We start from the raw sequence: 15,127 nt of genomic DNA, 5'->3' as shown, positions 1-15,127 counted from the left end.
CGCGCCGGCGGAGAGAGGGTGGCGCATCTGCTTTCTTGGGAAGCCTTGGAGTCCTCGGTGCGCGGCTGTGCGCGCTGTGCGCTGGCTGAGACCCGGCAAAACGTCGTCTTCGGCGTGGGCCGGAGGGATGCCGGCGTGATGTTCATCGGAGAGGGGCCCGGACAGCAGGAGGATCTCACCGGGGAACCTTTCGTGGGTCGGGCGGGCAAGCTGCTCGACGATATGCTGACGGTCATCGGGCTCGACCGCACGCGCGTCTACATAGCCAACATCGTCAAGTGCCGCCCGCCGGGCAACCGCGATCCGCTCGGGGTAGAACAGGACGCCTGCATCGGCTGGCTGCGCAACCAAGTCGCGTTGATCCGTCCCAAAATCATCGTCTGTCTGGGCCGTATCGCGGCGACGCGCATCATCAAGGAAGATTTTAAGATCACCCGTGAACACGGCGCGATCTTTCCGCGCGGGGACTATCGACTCATGGCCACCTTCCACCCCTCGTTTCTGCTGCGCGACCCGCGCCGGCGCCCGGAAGCCTTCGACGACTTAAAAATCCTGGAGACCGCCATCTTAGAGTGCTGTCCCGAAACCCTGGCGTAACACCGGTAAAACGGGCCCGATCTCCGCGCTGAGCGGAGGCCGGGCTTTTTGTTGTGCGGCGCAGGTCTCCTCTTTTTCACCACGGCTTTCTCAGGTGCATAGGATGGTTCAGATGTCAGGAAAATTTGGGAGGGACCGTCATGTCGGCAGAATTCTTTCTGGGCGCCAACACCCCGTCAGGGTTTTACTCATTGTACGACGAACTCATCGATCCGGACACCGCACGGGACGTCATCGTACTCAAGGGAGGGCCCGGCTGCGGGAAATCCACTTTCATGCGTCACGTCGGCGCGCTGGTGACCGCTGCCGGTCACAGCGTCGAATCCATCCTCTGCTCTTCCGACCCCGATTCGCTGGACGGCGTGATTTTTCCCAGCCTAAACGCCGCCATCGTCGACGGCACCGCGCCCCATGTGGTGGAACCTGTCTTCCCGCTGGCAGTCGAGCGTTACTGCAACCTGGGCACACACTGCGACATCGGCGCCGTCAAGGCGAACCGGACGGAGATCCAGCGGCTGATCCGCGCGATTCGCCCGTGTTACGCGCGCGCCACCCGCTGCCTATCCGCCGCCCGCGCGTTGGAGGACGACATGTTCGACTCCATACTCGGCGGCGCGGCGCTGGACACGCTGGCACGCCGCGCACGGGGGATCATCGGCCGGGAGATCAAACCGGGCCCCGGTGCGGCGCTGAAAAAGCGTTTCCTCAGCGCCATCACGCCGCGCGGCCTGCTCTGCCGCTACGACACGGCGCGCGTCCTCTGTCCGCGCCTCTACGAATTGAACGACGACTACGGGCTGGCGCACATGATGCTCTCTCCCATCCTGGAGGCGGCGCTCGCCGCCGGGCAGGAGGCCGTCGCCTGCTACAGCCCGATGAACCCGACCCATCAACTTGAGCATGTGCTGCTCCCCGGTCTGGGGGTCGGCTTTGTCTCTTCCGGGCACCTGCATGTTTACGACAGCAAGCCTTTCCGCCGTCTTCGGCTAAACGCCTGTCTAAACCCGGAACCGCTGCGCCGCCAACGCATCCGCCTGCGTTTTTTGCACAAGACCGAGCGTGCCCTGCTGTGCGAAGCGGTGGAAGCCTTGGCCTGTGCCAAGCGTCTCCACGACGAACTGGAGACCTACTACCACCCCTACATGGACTTTGCCTCCGTAGAACGCCACGCCGACCAAACCGCCGCCTGCCTCCTTCACCTCGTCTGAGGGCTTGCCAGATGGCAACCTATATGGCTACTCTATGTAAAACGGCGGCTTTGGCCGCCGTTTTGTCTTGTTGTCAATGTTTTTTTGATTTCGGGAAAAATCCACGCCGCCGCGCCGCCGGTGTTATTGGACTCCGACTGGCCCCTCGTACAACTGTTTGATACCGAGAATCTCAGAAATTTCATTGACGGCAGGGGACTTCATCTGATAGACTCTCAGTGTGGCAAACCTTTTCCCATCTCTGCCGCTTGCAGAAAATAGACCGTATTTTACCAAATTTAGGAGGATTTACCAAATGAAAACAGCATCGGACATGTTATCCCTCGAACAACCCTCAGCCCAGCAGGAAACGAGACCGTTCATTGCATACAACCGCAAGCTCACCAAAAACATCGTTACGACAATGGCGTATTTGCTCGGCATCAAAAAATACCACCTAGACAATGTATATCTCAACGACTGCCCAGAACTATATGAGAAGCTGAACGAAGATAAAGCTGCGAGAATCATGCGCAATCTATGTCTTCTTCGAAATGTGATGCTTCGGGACTATAAGGTGGTTGAGAACAACTTAAACGCACTTATAAATATTGACAATATGCCCAAGCTTGTGGACAATGAAGATATCAAATGGCTGCGTTCTCAAGGACTTGAAGTTTTGAAAACCAACACCACTATCAATCACTATATTGTCTTTTTTAACAAGCTGATACTTGATAATATTGACAAATGCAAACATCTAATCCCAAGCTGGGTCGCGTGGGAGTACATCAGAGATTTATTTCTGATGCCTGGTTGTTATGTCTTGCCAAAGAATACGAAAGCCGATGTCTTAAACAAAGCCAAAAAACGCTATTGGGAGAATGCATATACCTACCCGTTTCAAGCCTATATCAACTGGCCGAAAGAAATCCTGAAGGAGGACGGCAACATACTCAACAGCGATGAAAAGTTTCTCGTTTTGCTTTATGATGCCCATGGCGTACACTTCAATGCGCACGGTCTTGTTCGGGATGCTGGCGACGCCACCAAGACCAACATCTATCAATTTATAGAAAGAAGCTTCAGCACCGTTCTTGTAGTTGACTGCGAAAACTGCGATATATACAATCTGTTTTCAACGTTGCACAATCTCAGCCCTGCGGCCGTATCGAAGCTTTCGAAGGTTATACTTTACGATGATCCTCATACCACACCGGCGTGGTCGCTCATCAGCAAATTTCTCCGGATTCCGGTCGAACATATCCGTATAAACAGAGTTTCGCAGTACAAAAGTCTTGTTGATATAACTCTGACAGCCGGCGTATGCAGAGAACACTTTCAAAACGGCGTTGGGTCTTTTATCCTGGCCTCATCCGATTCGGATTTTTGGGGACTATATAAAGCCCTCCCCGAAGCAGACTTCCTCATCCTGATGGAATATTCTAAAACCGGAAGCGCACTCAAAGACGCGATGGCCAACAGTGGCATTTATTACTGTGCGATGGATGACTTTAGCAAGGGTAACATCGAAGAATTCAAGGAAATGGCTTTCAAAGCTTCATTGCAGGCATACGTCGACGATTTCAACGAGACTGGGATTTGGTCTGTGTTCGATGTCGACGACATTGTCGATAGCATCTTCGAAGAATGCCGATTTACCGGTACCGAAAAACAGCTTCAGAGTGATAAAAACCGATATCTAAACAAATACTTGAAGGCTCTTCGATTGGAAGTCATTGAAGACAAATCGGAAGCCGCCCCTAAAAAGCGCTTGAAAATGTCCATTGGCGTGTAAGGCTTGGCGTATGCCGGAGGGGACGGCCGAGGACAGATGAAAAGAGTATTTACCGTAGTGATGACAATACTCGTGCTCTGGCAGGGCGGCATACCAGATCCGGTATGGATCCTGTTTGCCCTGGTATGCGCGACATGTTTTGCAATCAAAATTCGCGTCGTACCGCCTCCTTGGTTCACGATCCCCTTCATGATCTGTATCGCGCTTTACTGTCTGTCAACAATTGTACACGGATGCAAGGTGGAATATATTGTAACAACCATAAAATTGCTGTCAATTTTTATTTGGATATGGTTGTGCTATCAAACACACACCGATTGTCGCGAGGCCATTATGATCTCAGGAGCTGTGGCCGCCACTGTTGGCATAATCGCATTTTCCGTGCATGCAATGGGATTGATAAGTGAAACTGTATTTGTTAAAGATTGGCGTTTGAGCGGTACATTTCAATATGCAAACGCATATGCGCTTTACCTGGTGATTTGTGCGTTCTTAATGCATACCGGAAGTGACAAATGGGGAAAACGAATTGCTTTTATATTGGATATCGCAATCGTCTTGACGCAATCCGTCGGCGCTTTGAGCGTATATATTTTGGGATGGTATCTGTATGCATTTCTCCGCAAACGAAAGGTGTTTTGGATGATATCTGCGGCACTCCCGGCTGTGGCAGTTGTCGGTTTTCTTTCTTTTGGACTGCGTCCTGTGTCGACATATCTCGATAGACTTATGCAGATTACAGATGCGATGAAAACAGCCGCGGCAAATCCTATAGGCATCGGTCCTGGGGCTTGGAAATATGAAGTATTTGAGAGACAAACGGCTTTCTATACCGCCAATGTAATGCACAGTGGCTTTGCCGCTATTGCAACGGATGCAGGATTCCTGGCTCTCGCCGCGGTTTTTGTGTTAATTTTTCTTTTTGCCGCAAATCAGAAGAAAGAAATGAATCACAGAAAGGATGCTAAATATGCTTTTCAAACAAAAAACGCCCAGCGAGCAAATGATGCTCAACTTCCACAGACGAGAATAGCGGTAGTCATGATTCTTTTTCACGCCTTATTTGACTTTTCGCTCTCTTTCCTATCTGTCACAACATTATTGGGCATACTGGTGGCCCAACTATTACCACAGGAACGTATTTTTTTGCGGAAGATCCGCACGATTCGAGTGAGCGGTGCCGCTGTAGTTCTTCTCATTCTGCTGATACCTCTCTTTAGCAGGATTGGAATCACCAAAACGGAGTACTATCGGCAAATTGCAGAAGAAAATTTTCAGATGGTCAATATGACATGGCCGCCGAAAATGCTGTATTGTCATACAATCACGCCCCATATCACGAGGATGCTTACGCCTGGGCCAAAAGCATGATATGGCGATCTCCTCGACGGGATGAGTATCTCTCACAGATCAAACTCATTCGTGACAACGCGATTGAACAAGAGCAGCCACTGGCAAAAATCAGCCAAACTGTAAAATCCGAAGTATTAAAGGAGATAGAAACGAATGGAACGTAAGAAGGATTCTAAAATGGGGCGTCGCATGATTGCGCTTCTGCTCGCAGCTCTCATGCTGTTTGTAACAGCTCCGGCCGCGTGGGCAAGTTTTATAGATAACGCAGATGAATATGCCTTCAGCCCCCCCTGGTGATGGGCTCATGACGATGTGTATGCGCGTTGGTATACTCTGATAGGTTATTCTTGGTATGAAGCTCTACGTCCAGAGTCAAATGAGCTTTCTTTAGAGTCCGCTACTGTACACTTTACAGGCAGCTCTATAGACTTTACAGGCTCTTTTATTGGCACGCTGCCGCCAAGTCAAGATGAATACACTTCTTCCTTTGAGGAATTTACGTTGTATGAGGGGAAAGATGGCACTCTCTACGAAGAGAGCACGATACCCCCGACAGATGTCGGCGTTTACTTGGTCACTTATATACGGTATAATGCCTATATACACCTCGCACCGGTACCCGGCGAACTGCCGACTTTCTATCCACTAAGACCTTATGTACAATACACCGATGTCCACTATAAAACAGCAACTTTGACCATCGTCGAAGACGACCTGCAACCTATGGCATTTACCGATGCCAGTGTGACAAAAACATACGGCGACACCAATTTTACAAATGTCGCGACGCACACAGCCAGCGATAACGATGTTATCAATGGTGGCATCGGGACGCGCGGCGCGATCTCTTATACGAGTTCAGACTCAAATGTCGCAACTGTGAACACTGCTACCGGCGAGGTGCAAGTCGTCGGCGCGGGAATCGTGGTAATCACCGCGACAGCGGCGTCAGTCCCGGGCAAGTGGGCGGAGGATACCGTATCCTATACGCTGACAGTCAACAAAAAACTACCGTCGGTCGACGATCTGAACTTTGCCATCCCGACAGATCATATCTATACAGGCCTTGTACAGGGAATTGGAGATCTTACTGCGAAAAGTACCGTCACCGGCTTCGGCGCGCTCACCGTCGAATATGACGACAGCGAAATATCACCCAGAGATGCCGGTATATATGCCGTGAGAGCGGTCGTCACAGAAGGCGCAAACTATATGGCAGCGACACTGTTGCTCGGCAGCTATACCATCGCAAAGGCAGATTATACACCCATACCGGCGGCGGCGACGGTTTATATACATGCAAATGAAAGCAAGACATTCACACTTGCGAACATTTTACCAGTACCACAGGGTTGGACGTATACAACTGTGGCAGGCGATCTTCAGACGACGCTGACATTGAATCTGTCGACCAGCGGCATAGCTAGTGTTACACTCAAACACATGAATTACAATGATCTTACAGTGGCCATCACGGTCACGGTCACCGAAAAGACAATCGTTGAAATCAACGAAGAGATTGCACTGGATAAGCGATATGATTCCAGAGCTGTCACCTATGTCAATAATGGAGGATACACGCTCACATGGCAGGACGGAGAAGCTCCGATTCAGGCAGGATACTACGCGTTGACGCTCAGCAAAACAGCGGACGACGAGAATGTCTATCAGCCGCAAACGGTCTTCTTCAACATCAGCAAAGCGCCGCTCACCGTGAAAGCTGATGATAAATCCATCACAAGCGGTTCGGCACTGCCGGCATTCACGGCGACACAGACGCCATCGGCCTTATTGGGCACCGATTCGTGGACAATACCATATAGTGTCAGCTCACCGACTGCAAACGCGAACGTTGCCGGGACCTATCTGATATTGATCACTCCAGGTGAACTGTCCTGCCCACAAAATTATGATGTGACATATACAAACGGCACCTTGACGGTGACAAACCCATCAGGTAGTAATAGTCCCGGAGCAGGAGGTGGTGGCGGCACCGTTGCTCCGGACAAAAAACCTGAACTCCCCACTCTCCCAACCGAAATCACTGGTAAAAACGCAACTGTCACAGTACCTGGCAGTTCCACAATCGATGAAAACAGCATCATCACAATCGGTGCCAGCGGCGCGCATGTCGCACTGGAGAACGGACTTGTACTTACGATCAAAGAGGGCGTTAAGATCAAAGCTGACAAAGATGCTCCGTTTGGTTATGTTGTCGTTGAGATTCCCGGGTTTATCGATGTCCCAGCCAGCGTTTGGTACGCCAAAAACATCGATTTTGCAAGTACATATGGACTCATGAACGGCACTGGAAATAACAGATTCTCACCAGATACATCCCTCAATCGTGCCATGTTCGTCGAGATTTTGTATCGGCTGATGGGCAAACCAAAAGTCACTACTGCCTCGCCGTTTGAAGATGTCAACGCGAACGCTTACTACGCCGACGCAGTCGCATGGGCGGCTGGGCTCGGCATTGTGAACGGCAAAAGCGCGGTTACCTTTGCGCCGAACGACAACGTCACACGCCAGGACCTTACAGTACTGCTTCATCGTTTCGCGGAGACACACGGCTTTGAGTTGTTGGCGATGCACGAATACGCAAAATTCAACGATGAATCCGATATATCAAGTTATGCACTTGACGCGGTCAAAGCGCTCTATGCCGCAGGCATCATCAATGGCAAAAGCGGAGACAAATTCGATCCGAAAGGCAATTCGACCCGCGCCGAGGCGGCGGCGATGCTCGAACGGTTTACATCGGCGTTGGCAAAAGAGGACTGAGCATACTGTAGGTACAGCGGATCCGGATTCAGGTTCGGCGAGCACTTTGATCAAGCGCCGCATCCTCACCACAAGGATGCGGCGCTTGGCCTAGTGTTATACTCGTCTTTCGCGTTGATTTTAAAACCTGCACATTGATCGGCGAATTCGATTCATAAACAGACGCACAGCTTGCCGTTCCGCTCGTAAATCAGCGCGAAGGACTTCTTGTTTTCCCTGTGCCGACAGACCTGCCACGCGCCGGGGTCGGCGATATCGTTAAACGGGTAGTCTTCGTAGGCGACAGGGAACGTCAGGCAGAAGTCGATGAGGTCTTGGCGGGTCATATGGCATCCTCGCTTTTCCTCACGCTGAAGATATAATGCGGCATATCCTCGTCACGATAGTGTTTTGTGTATCGCCCGCGAATGAGCATACCCGAGCGGATTGCCACATTCATCGACGGATAGTTGGTATCTCTGACAAGGGAGAATACCTCGCCGAACCCCAAAACATCAAAGGCATACTTTTTACAGGCAATCGCGGCTTCCGCGGCGTACCCCTTGTGCCAGTGGGCGCGGTTGAAAAGGTAGCCGATTTCGGGGACTCTATCCTTATCTGTTTCCCACCACAGCAAACCGCACATTCCAATCACGGCACCGGTTTCCTTCAGCACGACCGCCCAGCGTCCGTAGCCATCCTCCTGATAGGCGCGGAGTTGCTTTTCAAGCCCCGCCACGGTCTCTTCTTCGCTCCAAGCGTGTCCCCAAGCGTACATCGTCTGCTCGTCTTGTACGATTGCCCGCATGGCGGGCAGGTCATCCATCGACATCTCGCGCAGAATCAGTCTTGTGGTCGTGATAACATCTTTCATATCTCGCACCTCTCGCAAGTCCCACCGAGCGGACAGCCGTCGCACAATGGCTTCTTCCGGCAATGCTCCTTTGCGTTTATCACGATCTGCGCGTGGAAGCCGTTGTAGACCTCCGCGCTCTTCGGCAAGTTCCCCTCGAAGTATGCCTTAACAACGGCGTAATCCTTACCCGTCTCAATCGGGTACCGACCGCAGAACCGGACGGTGTAGGCATCCACCACAAAGGTCGGGAAGCCGAAAGCGTACAGCAATATCGAGTCGGCGGTTTGCTGCTGATCCGAATGTGCCTTTCGACACTATCGGATGATTGTCAAGTTGATCGAGCGGGATTCGCCATAGTAAGTCTGCCAAATATCCGGTTGTCGAGATCGGGTATTGCTTTGGCAATCGCTTCCGCGATGAGCTGGTGCCCTTTCTCATTGGGATGGATCCCGTCGTCGCAGAGAAAGTCGCTGTAATTGCGCTTTTCCAGAAAGGCCGTCCTGATATCAATCAGCGAAACGCCGCGCTCTGCCGCTATGTTGCATACCGCGACATTATAGAGTTCATGGAATCTATATATATATGTCACATTACCGCCAAGCCAGCGCAATATCCGCTCCCTGTCCAGACCTCTGCTGAACCAGCCGAAATACTTGCGCTCGTCTATCGGCGGAAGGTTGAGCATGGCAATCCGCTTCCCCATCGCGTTCAACTTGTCCAGGATACCCCGGTAGATGCGGTCGAATTCGGCGACAGGGGTTTTGGGCAAATGCTCGCCGGCGGGATTGGCAGCGATTTCTTTCCAATTATGGTCGCTGTCGTTTCCGCCGTATTCCAGCACCAGCAGCTCGGAATCCTCGACGGCTCTGATATGTCTGTCGATCATGCTCTGCCCTTTTCCAACGGTGCAACCGAGCATGGAGAAATTTATCAGCTCAAGGTTCGCGCTGCCAGACGACAGAATATTGGCAAAGCAATGCTTCGTTACCGTATACCGTTCCCGCAGTTCGTCGATAACAACGCCTTTGGAAATCGAATCACCGAAAAGGCAAAGCTTACTCATCATGCTGACCTCCCGATAAGCGCACAATATAGTTATTATACTAACGAGCGAAAATATTTGCAGTAATTAAGCAACATTTTCCGTCTTGTCCTTGCTGACACTATCGACAACGAAAGAGTTTTCGTTGATGGGGACGAGCGTATCAAATATCTGGGCTGAGTTACCAGTGAGTTTGTCGATAAGCTTCTTGCTCCTCTTGCTTGTGTCTTCAATAATAGCATCTATAGTTTCCTTGAAATCATCGAACTGGTCGTAGTATTTAGAACGCAATCTACTCTTGACATGTTTCCACAGACGCTCTATAAGGTTCAGATTTGGGCTGTACGGCGATATCCAAGAAAGTCGCAGCCCATGACGAAGTGAGAGCCATCCAGGAACAGTAACGTCAGCTTGTTCGCCTTTGCCTTTGACATCAGTGGATGTAAAATGGTGTCGTAGTATCCCCGTTGAACCGCAGCGTTCGCTTTTGCGGGCATCGAGCCGCTTTTCAATCGCCTGATGCCGTTTTTTTTAGAAGCTTCCCAACTGCAGAAACAGACATCCTGATGCCAAATTTCTCAAATATCATGTCTGCGACCTGCTGGCGACTGTGATAGTTGTTTTTCTCCACTTCCTCGGCGATGGCGCTCTCGATGCCCTTTGCTTTCCCGGGCCTGCCGCCGCCACGCCCTGTCGTAAAGAGACTGTCTATGTCGCCACCATTTACGGCTTTCTTGAGTGTCCAGATGCTTCGATCGCTCAGCCCGGTTAGTTCGACGATGCGGTCGTTCGAAATGCCGGCGGCGATAAGTATCAAACCTGCAATCCTTTTTGCCACCGTCTCGCTCATACTCGTCTGCAGAAATTGGATCACAGCTTTCGTGATCATGCTGGGGTTTGAAACGGGCTTTGCGGGTCTTCCTCGTTTCGCAGTATGCCTTCCGTCCATAGAGTAATCGCCTCCTGTGAAACTCTTACCCTATTATACCATGTCCTCCTATTTATGGCAAATGTTTCCGCACTCCAGTATAAAAGGTTCAATCCTTCCAATCCCACCAGTTGGCTTTTCCCTCTGATAACTGCCCGTTGTGGTCTGCGTAATACACCGCAAACCGATAGCAGTACAAAGCGCATCTGTCCACTGGCATACCTTGGGCAATGCAGTCGGCAGCGTAAATTTCGTCAGGGCTTTGCCCTTTCAGGCTCTCAATTGTTGGATAGCCTGCTCGAATCAGATGTTCTGCCATGTTTGTCCCGATACCGGGGATTTTTGTTAGTTCTGATTTCATAGATGTTCCTCCGACTTCGATGGTTTCTTCTTTTTAGGTTTAGGTTTGTACACAGGAACAACCTTTTCAAGTTCCTCAATCACCCTATGAGACAGCTCGCGGTCTTCGATAAACCGCTTGTCGCGGATTGTAACCCCGCACCTCATCTCAACCGTTCATATCCATGCTTGATGACCTTTGCCATCAGAACACGCCGTTTTGTCAAGAAGTTGGCATACTCCATATGCTCCCAGCCGTCGGGCAGTGCGTGGTCGGTGTATATGCCGTCCTTCTCGCCTGCGGGGATTTTGGCAAGCTGGTCTTTCATATACTCGGCGGGGCTGGTGTCGAGTATCTCTATGTTGTCACTCCACTCGATGAAGGCAAAGTTCGCCGTCTGGTTGCGGTCGCGGTCGTCCGTTATGCCGATTCGCGCAAGGTACGCCTTCGGGAACAGATGGTGCCGTTCCAATGCGGACTTCGTGCCGTCAGCGGTCGGGCTGAACAACTCTCTCGTGTGCAATGTCGAGAACAGCACCCTTGAATCGAGGACATTGAGGGCGGCGCAGTAGCCGAACCACGAGGGGTTGCGCGGCGCGGAGTTCGCCAGATTATTTGGCAAGGAAATATCGAAGTAGTCGCCTGTGAACACGGCGGCTATTTTGCTTTCCAATAGAGCCACAAAAGCATCTCCAGACTTCACACCACGCAGGTCAGCCATCATTTCATCTTTGCCTCCACTTTCGCTATCGTGTCGATGTTTCGGCTGGTGAACTTATCCTTCATGTTCTTGCGTCCGAGGATTTTTGAGAACCCTGAATCAAGTGTGGCCCCTTTGCGGCACTGCCAGTAAAACAGACCGTTGCTGATTTCAGCGGCTTCCCCCTCGGTAGGAGTTATCTTTCCGAACTCTTCAAGCAGGGTGTTTTCAAATCCTGTCTCACACACAAAAGCATAGATATGAAGGTCGGCGCTGTCCTCAAACGGCACGGAAGATAGATACGCCGATATCTCATCTTTACTTTTCACGAACAGGCTTACGCTGTCCTTATAGTGGTTGGTGAGAACTTGTTCAAGTAAGCCCCGCAACTCGCTCTGAGGTTTGTCGGACTGAAATATCAGGTTGCCCGTAGCCAGCACCGATAAAACACCCGTAAGCCCCGCCGCTTTCAGCACATCGCAGGCTTCGGCCATTTTCATCGTCTTGTCACCGATATTCACGCCTCTTAAAAATGCACAGTAGGTTGCCATACCTCTATCCCCCCAACTTCCGAACCGCTTCATCCTCGTCTGCCACGAAGTTAAGGTGCCTGCCGTTGTTGCACTCGTAAATGTAGTCGCGGAGCGGCTTGCTCGTATATCCCGAAAAGTTGCCTATGATTGCAAGCCGATAGCCGTAGTTGACGAACTTCTGCACGACCTGGCCCGCCAAGCCTGTGGACAACCTATAGAAGTCCTCGCTAATGGCAGCTTTGTTGATTGCGATTTTTGTGACGTCATACTCGAAGCCGACGGACGCAATCAGGTCAAGCGCGGATTGTGCATCGGTGATGAGCGGCGTGTCGCTATGGATAACGGCGAGATCACCGATTGTTTTCGTGGTCATAAGTCTTCCATTTCCTGCTCAATCAAAGCCAGCGCAACCCGCAGGGCGTTCACCCGTCTGTCGTTCAGGGTTTTCTGCGAGGATTGCAGCTTGCCGCCCTCCTGAATCTTCTCGCACTTGTGGAGGGTCGATGCAAGCGAAGCCTTTGCTTCTTCGAGTTCCGATTTCGTGTATTGGCTCACGCCTTTACTCATCCTTGTCTTCACCGCCTTTAATGCCCATGGATGATAACAGCAAAAATCAACCGCAGAATTACCCGATTCGCGCCAATGTATAGCGGTCGAGTTCGAGGTTCAGGAGTCGCATAATCTCCAACTCGTCCATCGCGTCGGTCAGGGCATTCATCAAACGGGTAGTCCTCGTAGGCGGCGGAGAACGTCAGGCAAAAGTCGATGAGATCTTGGCGGATCATACTTCCTCGTCCTCACCTTCATCTTTTACGGATATGAACACTCGCTGCTCAAACCCATCGCCAGAGGGAAGGTACAGGATTTCGCTGTCATCTGTGAAACTGCGCATCATTTCCTCATCGGAGCCGTCATCAACAAAGATGCCGATATACCCTTGCAAGTCAGCTTTTTCCGCCTCTATTGATTCCAGTTCACCTTTTGCCTTCTTGGATTCGAACCATTGCCTTTTCACCAAGGATTCTGCCTTGGCATTAATCGGCTTGTATAGAACCGAAAGGAAATCCGAGGCGTTGCTCAAAAAGGACTGTCGATACATCGTATTGAACGACTCGAAGGCTTCCATCGCCTTTTCGGTTTCCCCAATTTTCATCCTTGTTGCGAACTCAGCCTTCTTGCTTGCGAGCATCAGTTTGCTTGCGAACAGGCAAATCTGAAACGAGTAATACAACTCGTGTTCCTCTGTGTTAGCTCTTAGGTTTTTCAGTTCCTTTGCCGCCGACAGCCGAGACCAGAGTGCGCGGACTTGAACTTCGGTGATTTCGCCTGTTTTACTCAGGCGCTCAAGTCGGGGGGAATACTCCATCAAAACGCTGTCGGCTTCTCGGATGCCAGACTGTAAGGCGATGATGTCGGTTTCATCGACGTGTTTCTTGCCGATGATTTCTCTCATACGATTTTCAATGCTTCGGAGTTTGCCGATGTTCTCGTCATGATGAAAGCCTATCAGCCGCTCAATGCCGTGTTCAATCCCATCCAGCTGATTTGATATTTTGTCCATATAATACTGGCCGGAAATCATAGCCATCGCTTGCATCCCGGCGCCAACGACAGCAGCAGGGTTTGCGACGGACAGGGCTACTTGCTGAAAGCCGGAGTGGTTCGCTATTTTCTCGCCCTTCATAACAATCGAGCCGACGGTGCCGTCACTGTACCTCATCAACTCAGTTAGCGGAGCAGTGACCGTGAATAACCCATTGGGAGCGGCCTGTGCGATTTGGGCGAGGGTTTGTGCATGTGCCAGAGCGGGCATAGCCCCTTGCACGAGGATTGCACCAATGGCTGTGCCACGCGCTGTGATTTCTTGGAACTTTCGTGTGCTGAGGGCAGTTGATGAATCAACGCTCGACAACATAAGGCTTTGCCCTAACCGATTGGCTATCTCGATTTTCTCGACCAAAGCCAGCATATTGGTAGATGATTGGACGTGTATCGGCATATTGATAACCGACACCATTTCTGTCGGCTCAACCTCATCTGCATTCTCGATAGCCCCTCGGCATTTTTTTCGTATAAAAAAGCAAATGCCCACAGCAACAAGTACAAGCGCCATAGCTATTATGATTATCGCTAAAACAAATCCATCCATCTTAAGTTCCCCCAGTAGCTTTACTCCACATCCTGCAGCCTGAACGCCTGCTCTATAATCGCCATCACGTCGTCAAGCCCATCCAAACTGCCCAATCCGACCTCGACATCACCGTTACCCCATCTACCGACACCCGTGGTGTCCTTACAGATGCCTTTCGAGTCGATGACATCGGTGAACTTCATATTGATTGCCAAGCGGAGCCGCGAATTCTGGATAGTGACATCCACAAAGTTGGTGTCGGCTTTATAAGCGATGTACAGCTTCTTGAACTCCCGCTTTACATAGGTACCGAGGTTGAGAATTCGGGTGTTCAGCTTCTCAAAGAGCATACGGTTGAAGGCGTTCAGGTACTGATAGCTTTCAAGGGTGTACTCCGGCACGGCATCGTCCTGTTTGCGGTACGGGGCGAGTTCGGCTTTCGTGAGCGTGGGGTATGGCCACGCCTTTTTTGCCACTTCGCCAAGCTGGGTGGCACGCTCATTGACTTGCGGCTCTCTCCAAGTGGTCTGTGTGACAACGTACTTATTCAAGCGGAGCGCGCTCTGCTGGAAGCCGCCATCCATCGTCAGCTTATCGGCAAACGGTGAGTCGCTCATCTCGGAGTTGTACGCCGTCAGCGTCAGATTGCCGATGGTATGCAGGTACTTCTTTTGAATCTCCTCCCAGTCGTTGCCGAGGGCTGATACCCAGTCGGCGGAGAGGTGTGGGTTCTGCGGGATGATGTGTTCAATGGTCAGGTTGTCCAGAATGACCACCGACTTGTTGTCCCAGTTTTCAAGCCGCCCAAGTATATAGCCGCAGCGGTTCATGTGGTAGATGTCCCTCGTCAGAAAGGTGTCGAGGAAACGCCTGTCGTTCGGGAACTCTTTATAGGATTC

The 15,127-nt window shown here is 51.3% G+C and carries 18 protein-coding genes; 6 read left to right on the top strand and 12 right to left on the bottom strand.

Features of this window, described 5'->3' with window-relative positions; all coding sequences use genetic code 11:
* Nucleotides 1-27: 27 nt before the first annotated feature.
* The 6 genes from LBK75_01815 to LBK75_01790 all read left to right on the top strand — a co-directional run bounded on the left by LBK75_01815 (nucleotide 28) and on the right by LBK75_01790 (nucleotide 7,719).
* Complete coding sequence (locus LBK75_01815; protein ID MDR1157033.1) at nucleotides 28-597, top strand: uracil-DNA glycosylase; 570 nt, start codon at nucleotides 28-30, stop codon at nucleotides 595-597.
* A 140-nt stretch (nucleotides 598-737) separates the two neighbouring features.
* Nucleotides 738-1,805, top strand: a complete 1,068-nt coding sequence (locus LBK75_01810) for a hypothetical protein (GenBank protein MDR1157032.1) — start codon at nucleotides 738-740, stop codon at nucleotides 1,803-1,805.
* A gap of 295 nt (nucleotides 1,806-2,100) precedes the next feature.
* Nucleotides 2,101-3,582 (top strand): NYN domain-containing protein, encoded by a 1,482-nt coding sequence (locus LBK75_01805; protein ID MDR1157031.1) that lies wholly within the window; start codon nucleotides 2,101-2,103, stop codon nucleotides 3,580-3,582.
* A 36-nt stretch (nucleotides 3,583-3,618) separates the two neighbouring features.
* Nucleotides 3,619-4,953 carry a hypothetical protein gene (locus LBK75_01800; protein ID MDR1157030.1) on the top strand — a complete coding sequence of 445 codons (1,335 nt, stop codon included), beginning with the start codon at nucleotides 3,619-3,621 and terminating at the stop codon, nucleotides 4,951-4,953.
* A gap of 135 nt (nucleotides 4,954-5,088) precedes the next feature.
* Nucleotides 5,089-5,232, top strand: a complete 144-nt coding sequence (locus tag LBK75_01795; GenBank protein MDR1157029.1) for a hypothetical protein — start codon at nucleotides 5,089-5,091, stop codon at nucleotides 5,230-5,232.
* 15 nt (nucleotides 5,233-5,247) lie between these two features.
* Nucleotides 5,248-7,719: an S-layer homology domain-containing protein gene (locus LBK75_01790; GenBank protein MDR1157028.1), complete on the top strand. Its 2,472-nt coding sequence runs from the start codon at nucleotides 5,248-5,250 to the stop codon at nucleotides 7,717-7,719.
* Nucleotides 7,720-7,871: 152 nt separating this feature from the next.
* Here the strand turns inward: LBK75_01790 and LBK75_01785 are convergent, their stop codons facing one another.
* The 12 genes from LBK75_01785 to LBK75_01730 form a co-directional block, all read right to left on the bottom strand.
* Nucleotides 7,872-8,045 (bottom strand): hypothetical protein, encoded by a 174-nt coding sequence (locus tag LBK75_01785; GenBank protein ID MDR1157027.1) that lies wholly within the window; start codon nucleotides 8,043-8,045, stop codon nucleotides 7,872-7,874.
* Entirely contained in the window at nucleotides 8,042-8,572 is a 531-nt protein-coding gene (locus tag LBK75_01780) for a GNAT family N-acetyltransferase (protein MDR1157026.1), read from the bottom strand. The genes LBK75_01785 and LBK75_01780 overlap by 4 nt, the downstream gene beginning before the upstream one ends.
* A 310-nt stretch (nucleotides 8,573-8,882) precedes the next feature.
* Nucleotides 8,883-9,620 (bottom strand): SGNH/GDSL hydrolase family protein, encoded by a 738-nt coding sequence (locus LBK75_01775; GenBank protein MDR1157025.1) that lies wholly within the window; start codon nucleotides 9,618-9,620, stop codon nucleotides 8,883-8,885.
* 63 nt (nucleotides 9,621-9,683) lie between these two features.
* Nucleotides 9,684-10,058: a transposase gene (locus tag LBK75_01770; protein ID MDR1157024.1), complete on the bottom strand. Its 375-nt coding sequence runs from the start codon at nucleotides 10,056-10,058 to the stop codon at nucleotides 9,684-9,686.
* A 46-nt stretch (nucleotides 10,059-10,104) separates the two neighbouring features.
* Entirely contained in the window at nucleotides 10,105-10,545 is a 441-nt protein-coding gene (locus tag LBK75_01765; GenBank protein ID MDR1157023.1) for a helix-turn-helix domain-containing protein, read from the bottom strand.
* Between the two features lie 88 nt (nucleotides 10,546-10,633).
* Nucleotides 10,634-10,885 carry a helix-hairpin-helix domain-containing protein gene (locus tag LBK75_01760; GenBank protein MDR1157022.1) on the bottom strand — a complete coding sequence of 84 codons (252 nt, stop codon included), beginning with the start codon at nucleotides 10,883-10,885 and terminating at the stop codon, nucleotides 10,634-10,636.
* Nucleotides 10,886-11,027: 142 nt separating this feature from the next.
* Nucleotides 11,028-11,588, bottom strand: coding sequence for a hypothetical protein (locus LBK75_01755; GenBank protein MDR1157021.1), 561 nt, complete (start codon nucleotides 11,586-11,588; stop codon nucleotides 11,028-11,030).
* On the bottom strand, nucleotides 11,585-12,115 hold the full coding sequence (locus tag LBK75_01750; GenBank protein ID MDR1157020.1) for a DUF1697 domain-containing protein: 531 nt from the start codon (nucleotides 12,113-12,115) through the stop codon (nucleotides 11,585-11,587). The genes LBK75_01755 and LBK75_01750 overlap by 4 nt, the downstream gene beginning before the upstream one ends.
* Before the next feature lie 4 nt (nucleotides 12,116-12,119).
* Nucleotides 12,120-12,470 carry a DUF4180 domain-containing protein gene (locus LBK75_01745; GenBank protein MDR1157019.1) on the bottom strand — a complete coding sequence of 117 codons (351 nt, stop codon included), beginning with the start codon at nucleotides 12,468-12,470 and terminating at the stop codon, nucleotides 12,120-12,122.
* Nucleotides 12,467-12,664 carry a hypothetical protein gene (locus tag LBK75_01740; GenBank protein ID MDR1157018.1) on the bottom strand — a complete coding sequence of 66 codons (198 nt, stop codon included), beginning with the start codon at nucleotides 12,662-12,664 and terminating at the stop codon, nucleotides 12,467-12,469. Before LBK75_01740 ends, LBK75_01745 begins: the two co-directional genes overlap by 4 nt.
* Nucleotides 12,665-12,878: 214 nt before the next feature.
* Entirely contained in the window at nucleotides 12,879-14,246 is a 1,368-nt protein-coding gene (locus LBK75_01735; protein ID MDR1157017.1) for a hypothetical protein, read from the bottom strand.
* A 20-nt stretch (nucleotides 14,247-14,266) separates the two neighbouring features.
* The coding region (locus tag LBK75_01730) for a DUF1524 domain-containing protein (protein ID MDR1157016.1) at nucleotides 14,267-15,127 on the bottom strand (861 nt) is incomplete at its 5' end.

The organism is Oscillospiraceae bacterium (assembly GCA_031265355.1).
In the GTDB taxonomy this organism is placed as follows: Bacteria; Bacillota; Clostridia; order Oscillospirales; family UBA929; genus JAIRTA01.
The sequence above is the reverse complement of the archived record's forward strand: the minus strand, read 5'-3'. Positions and strand labels throughout refer to the sequence as shown.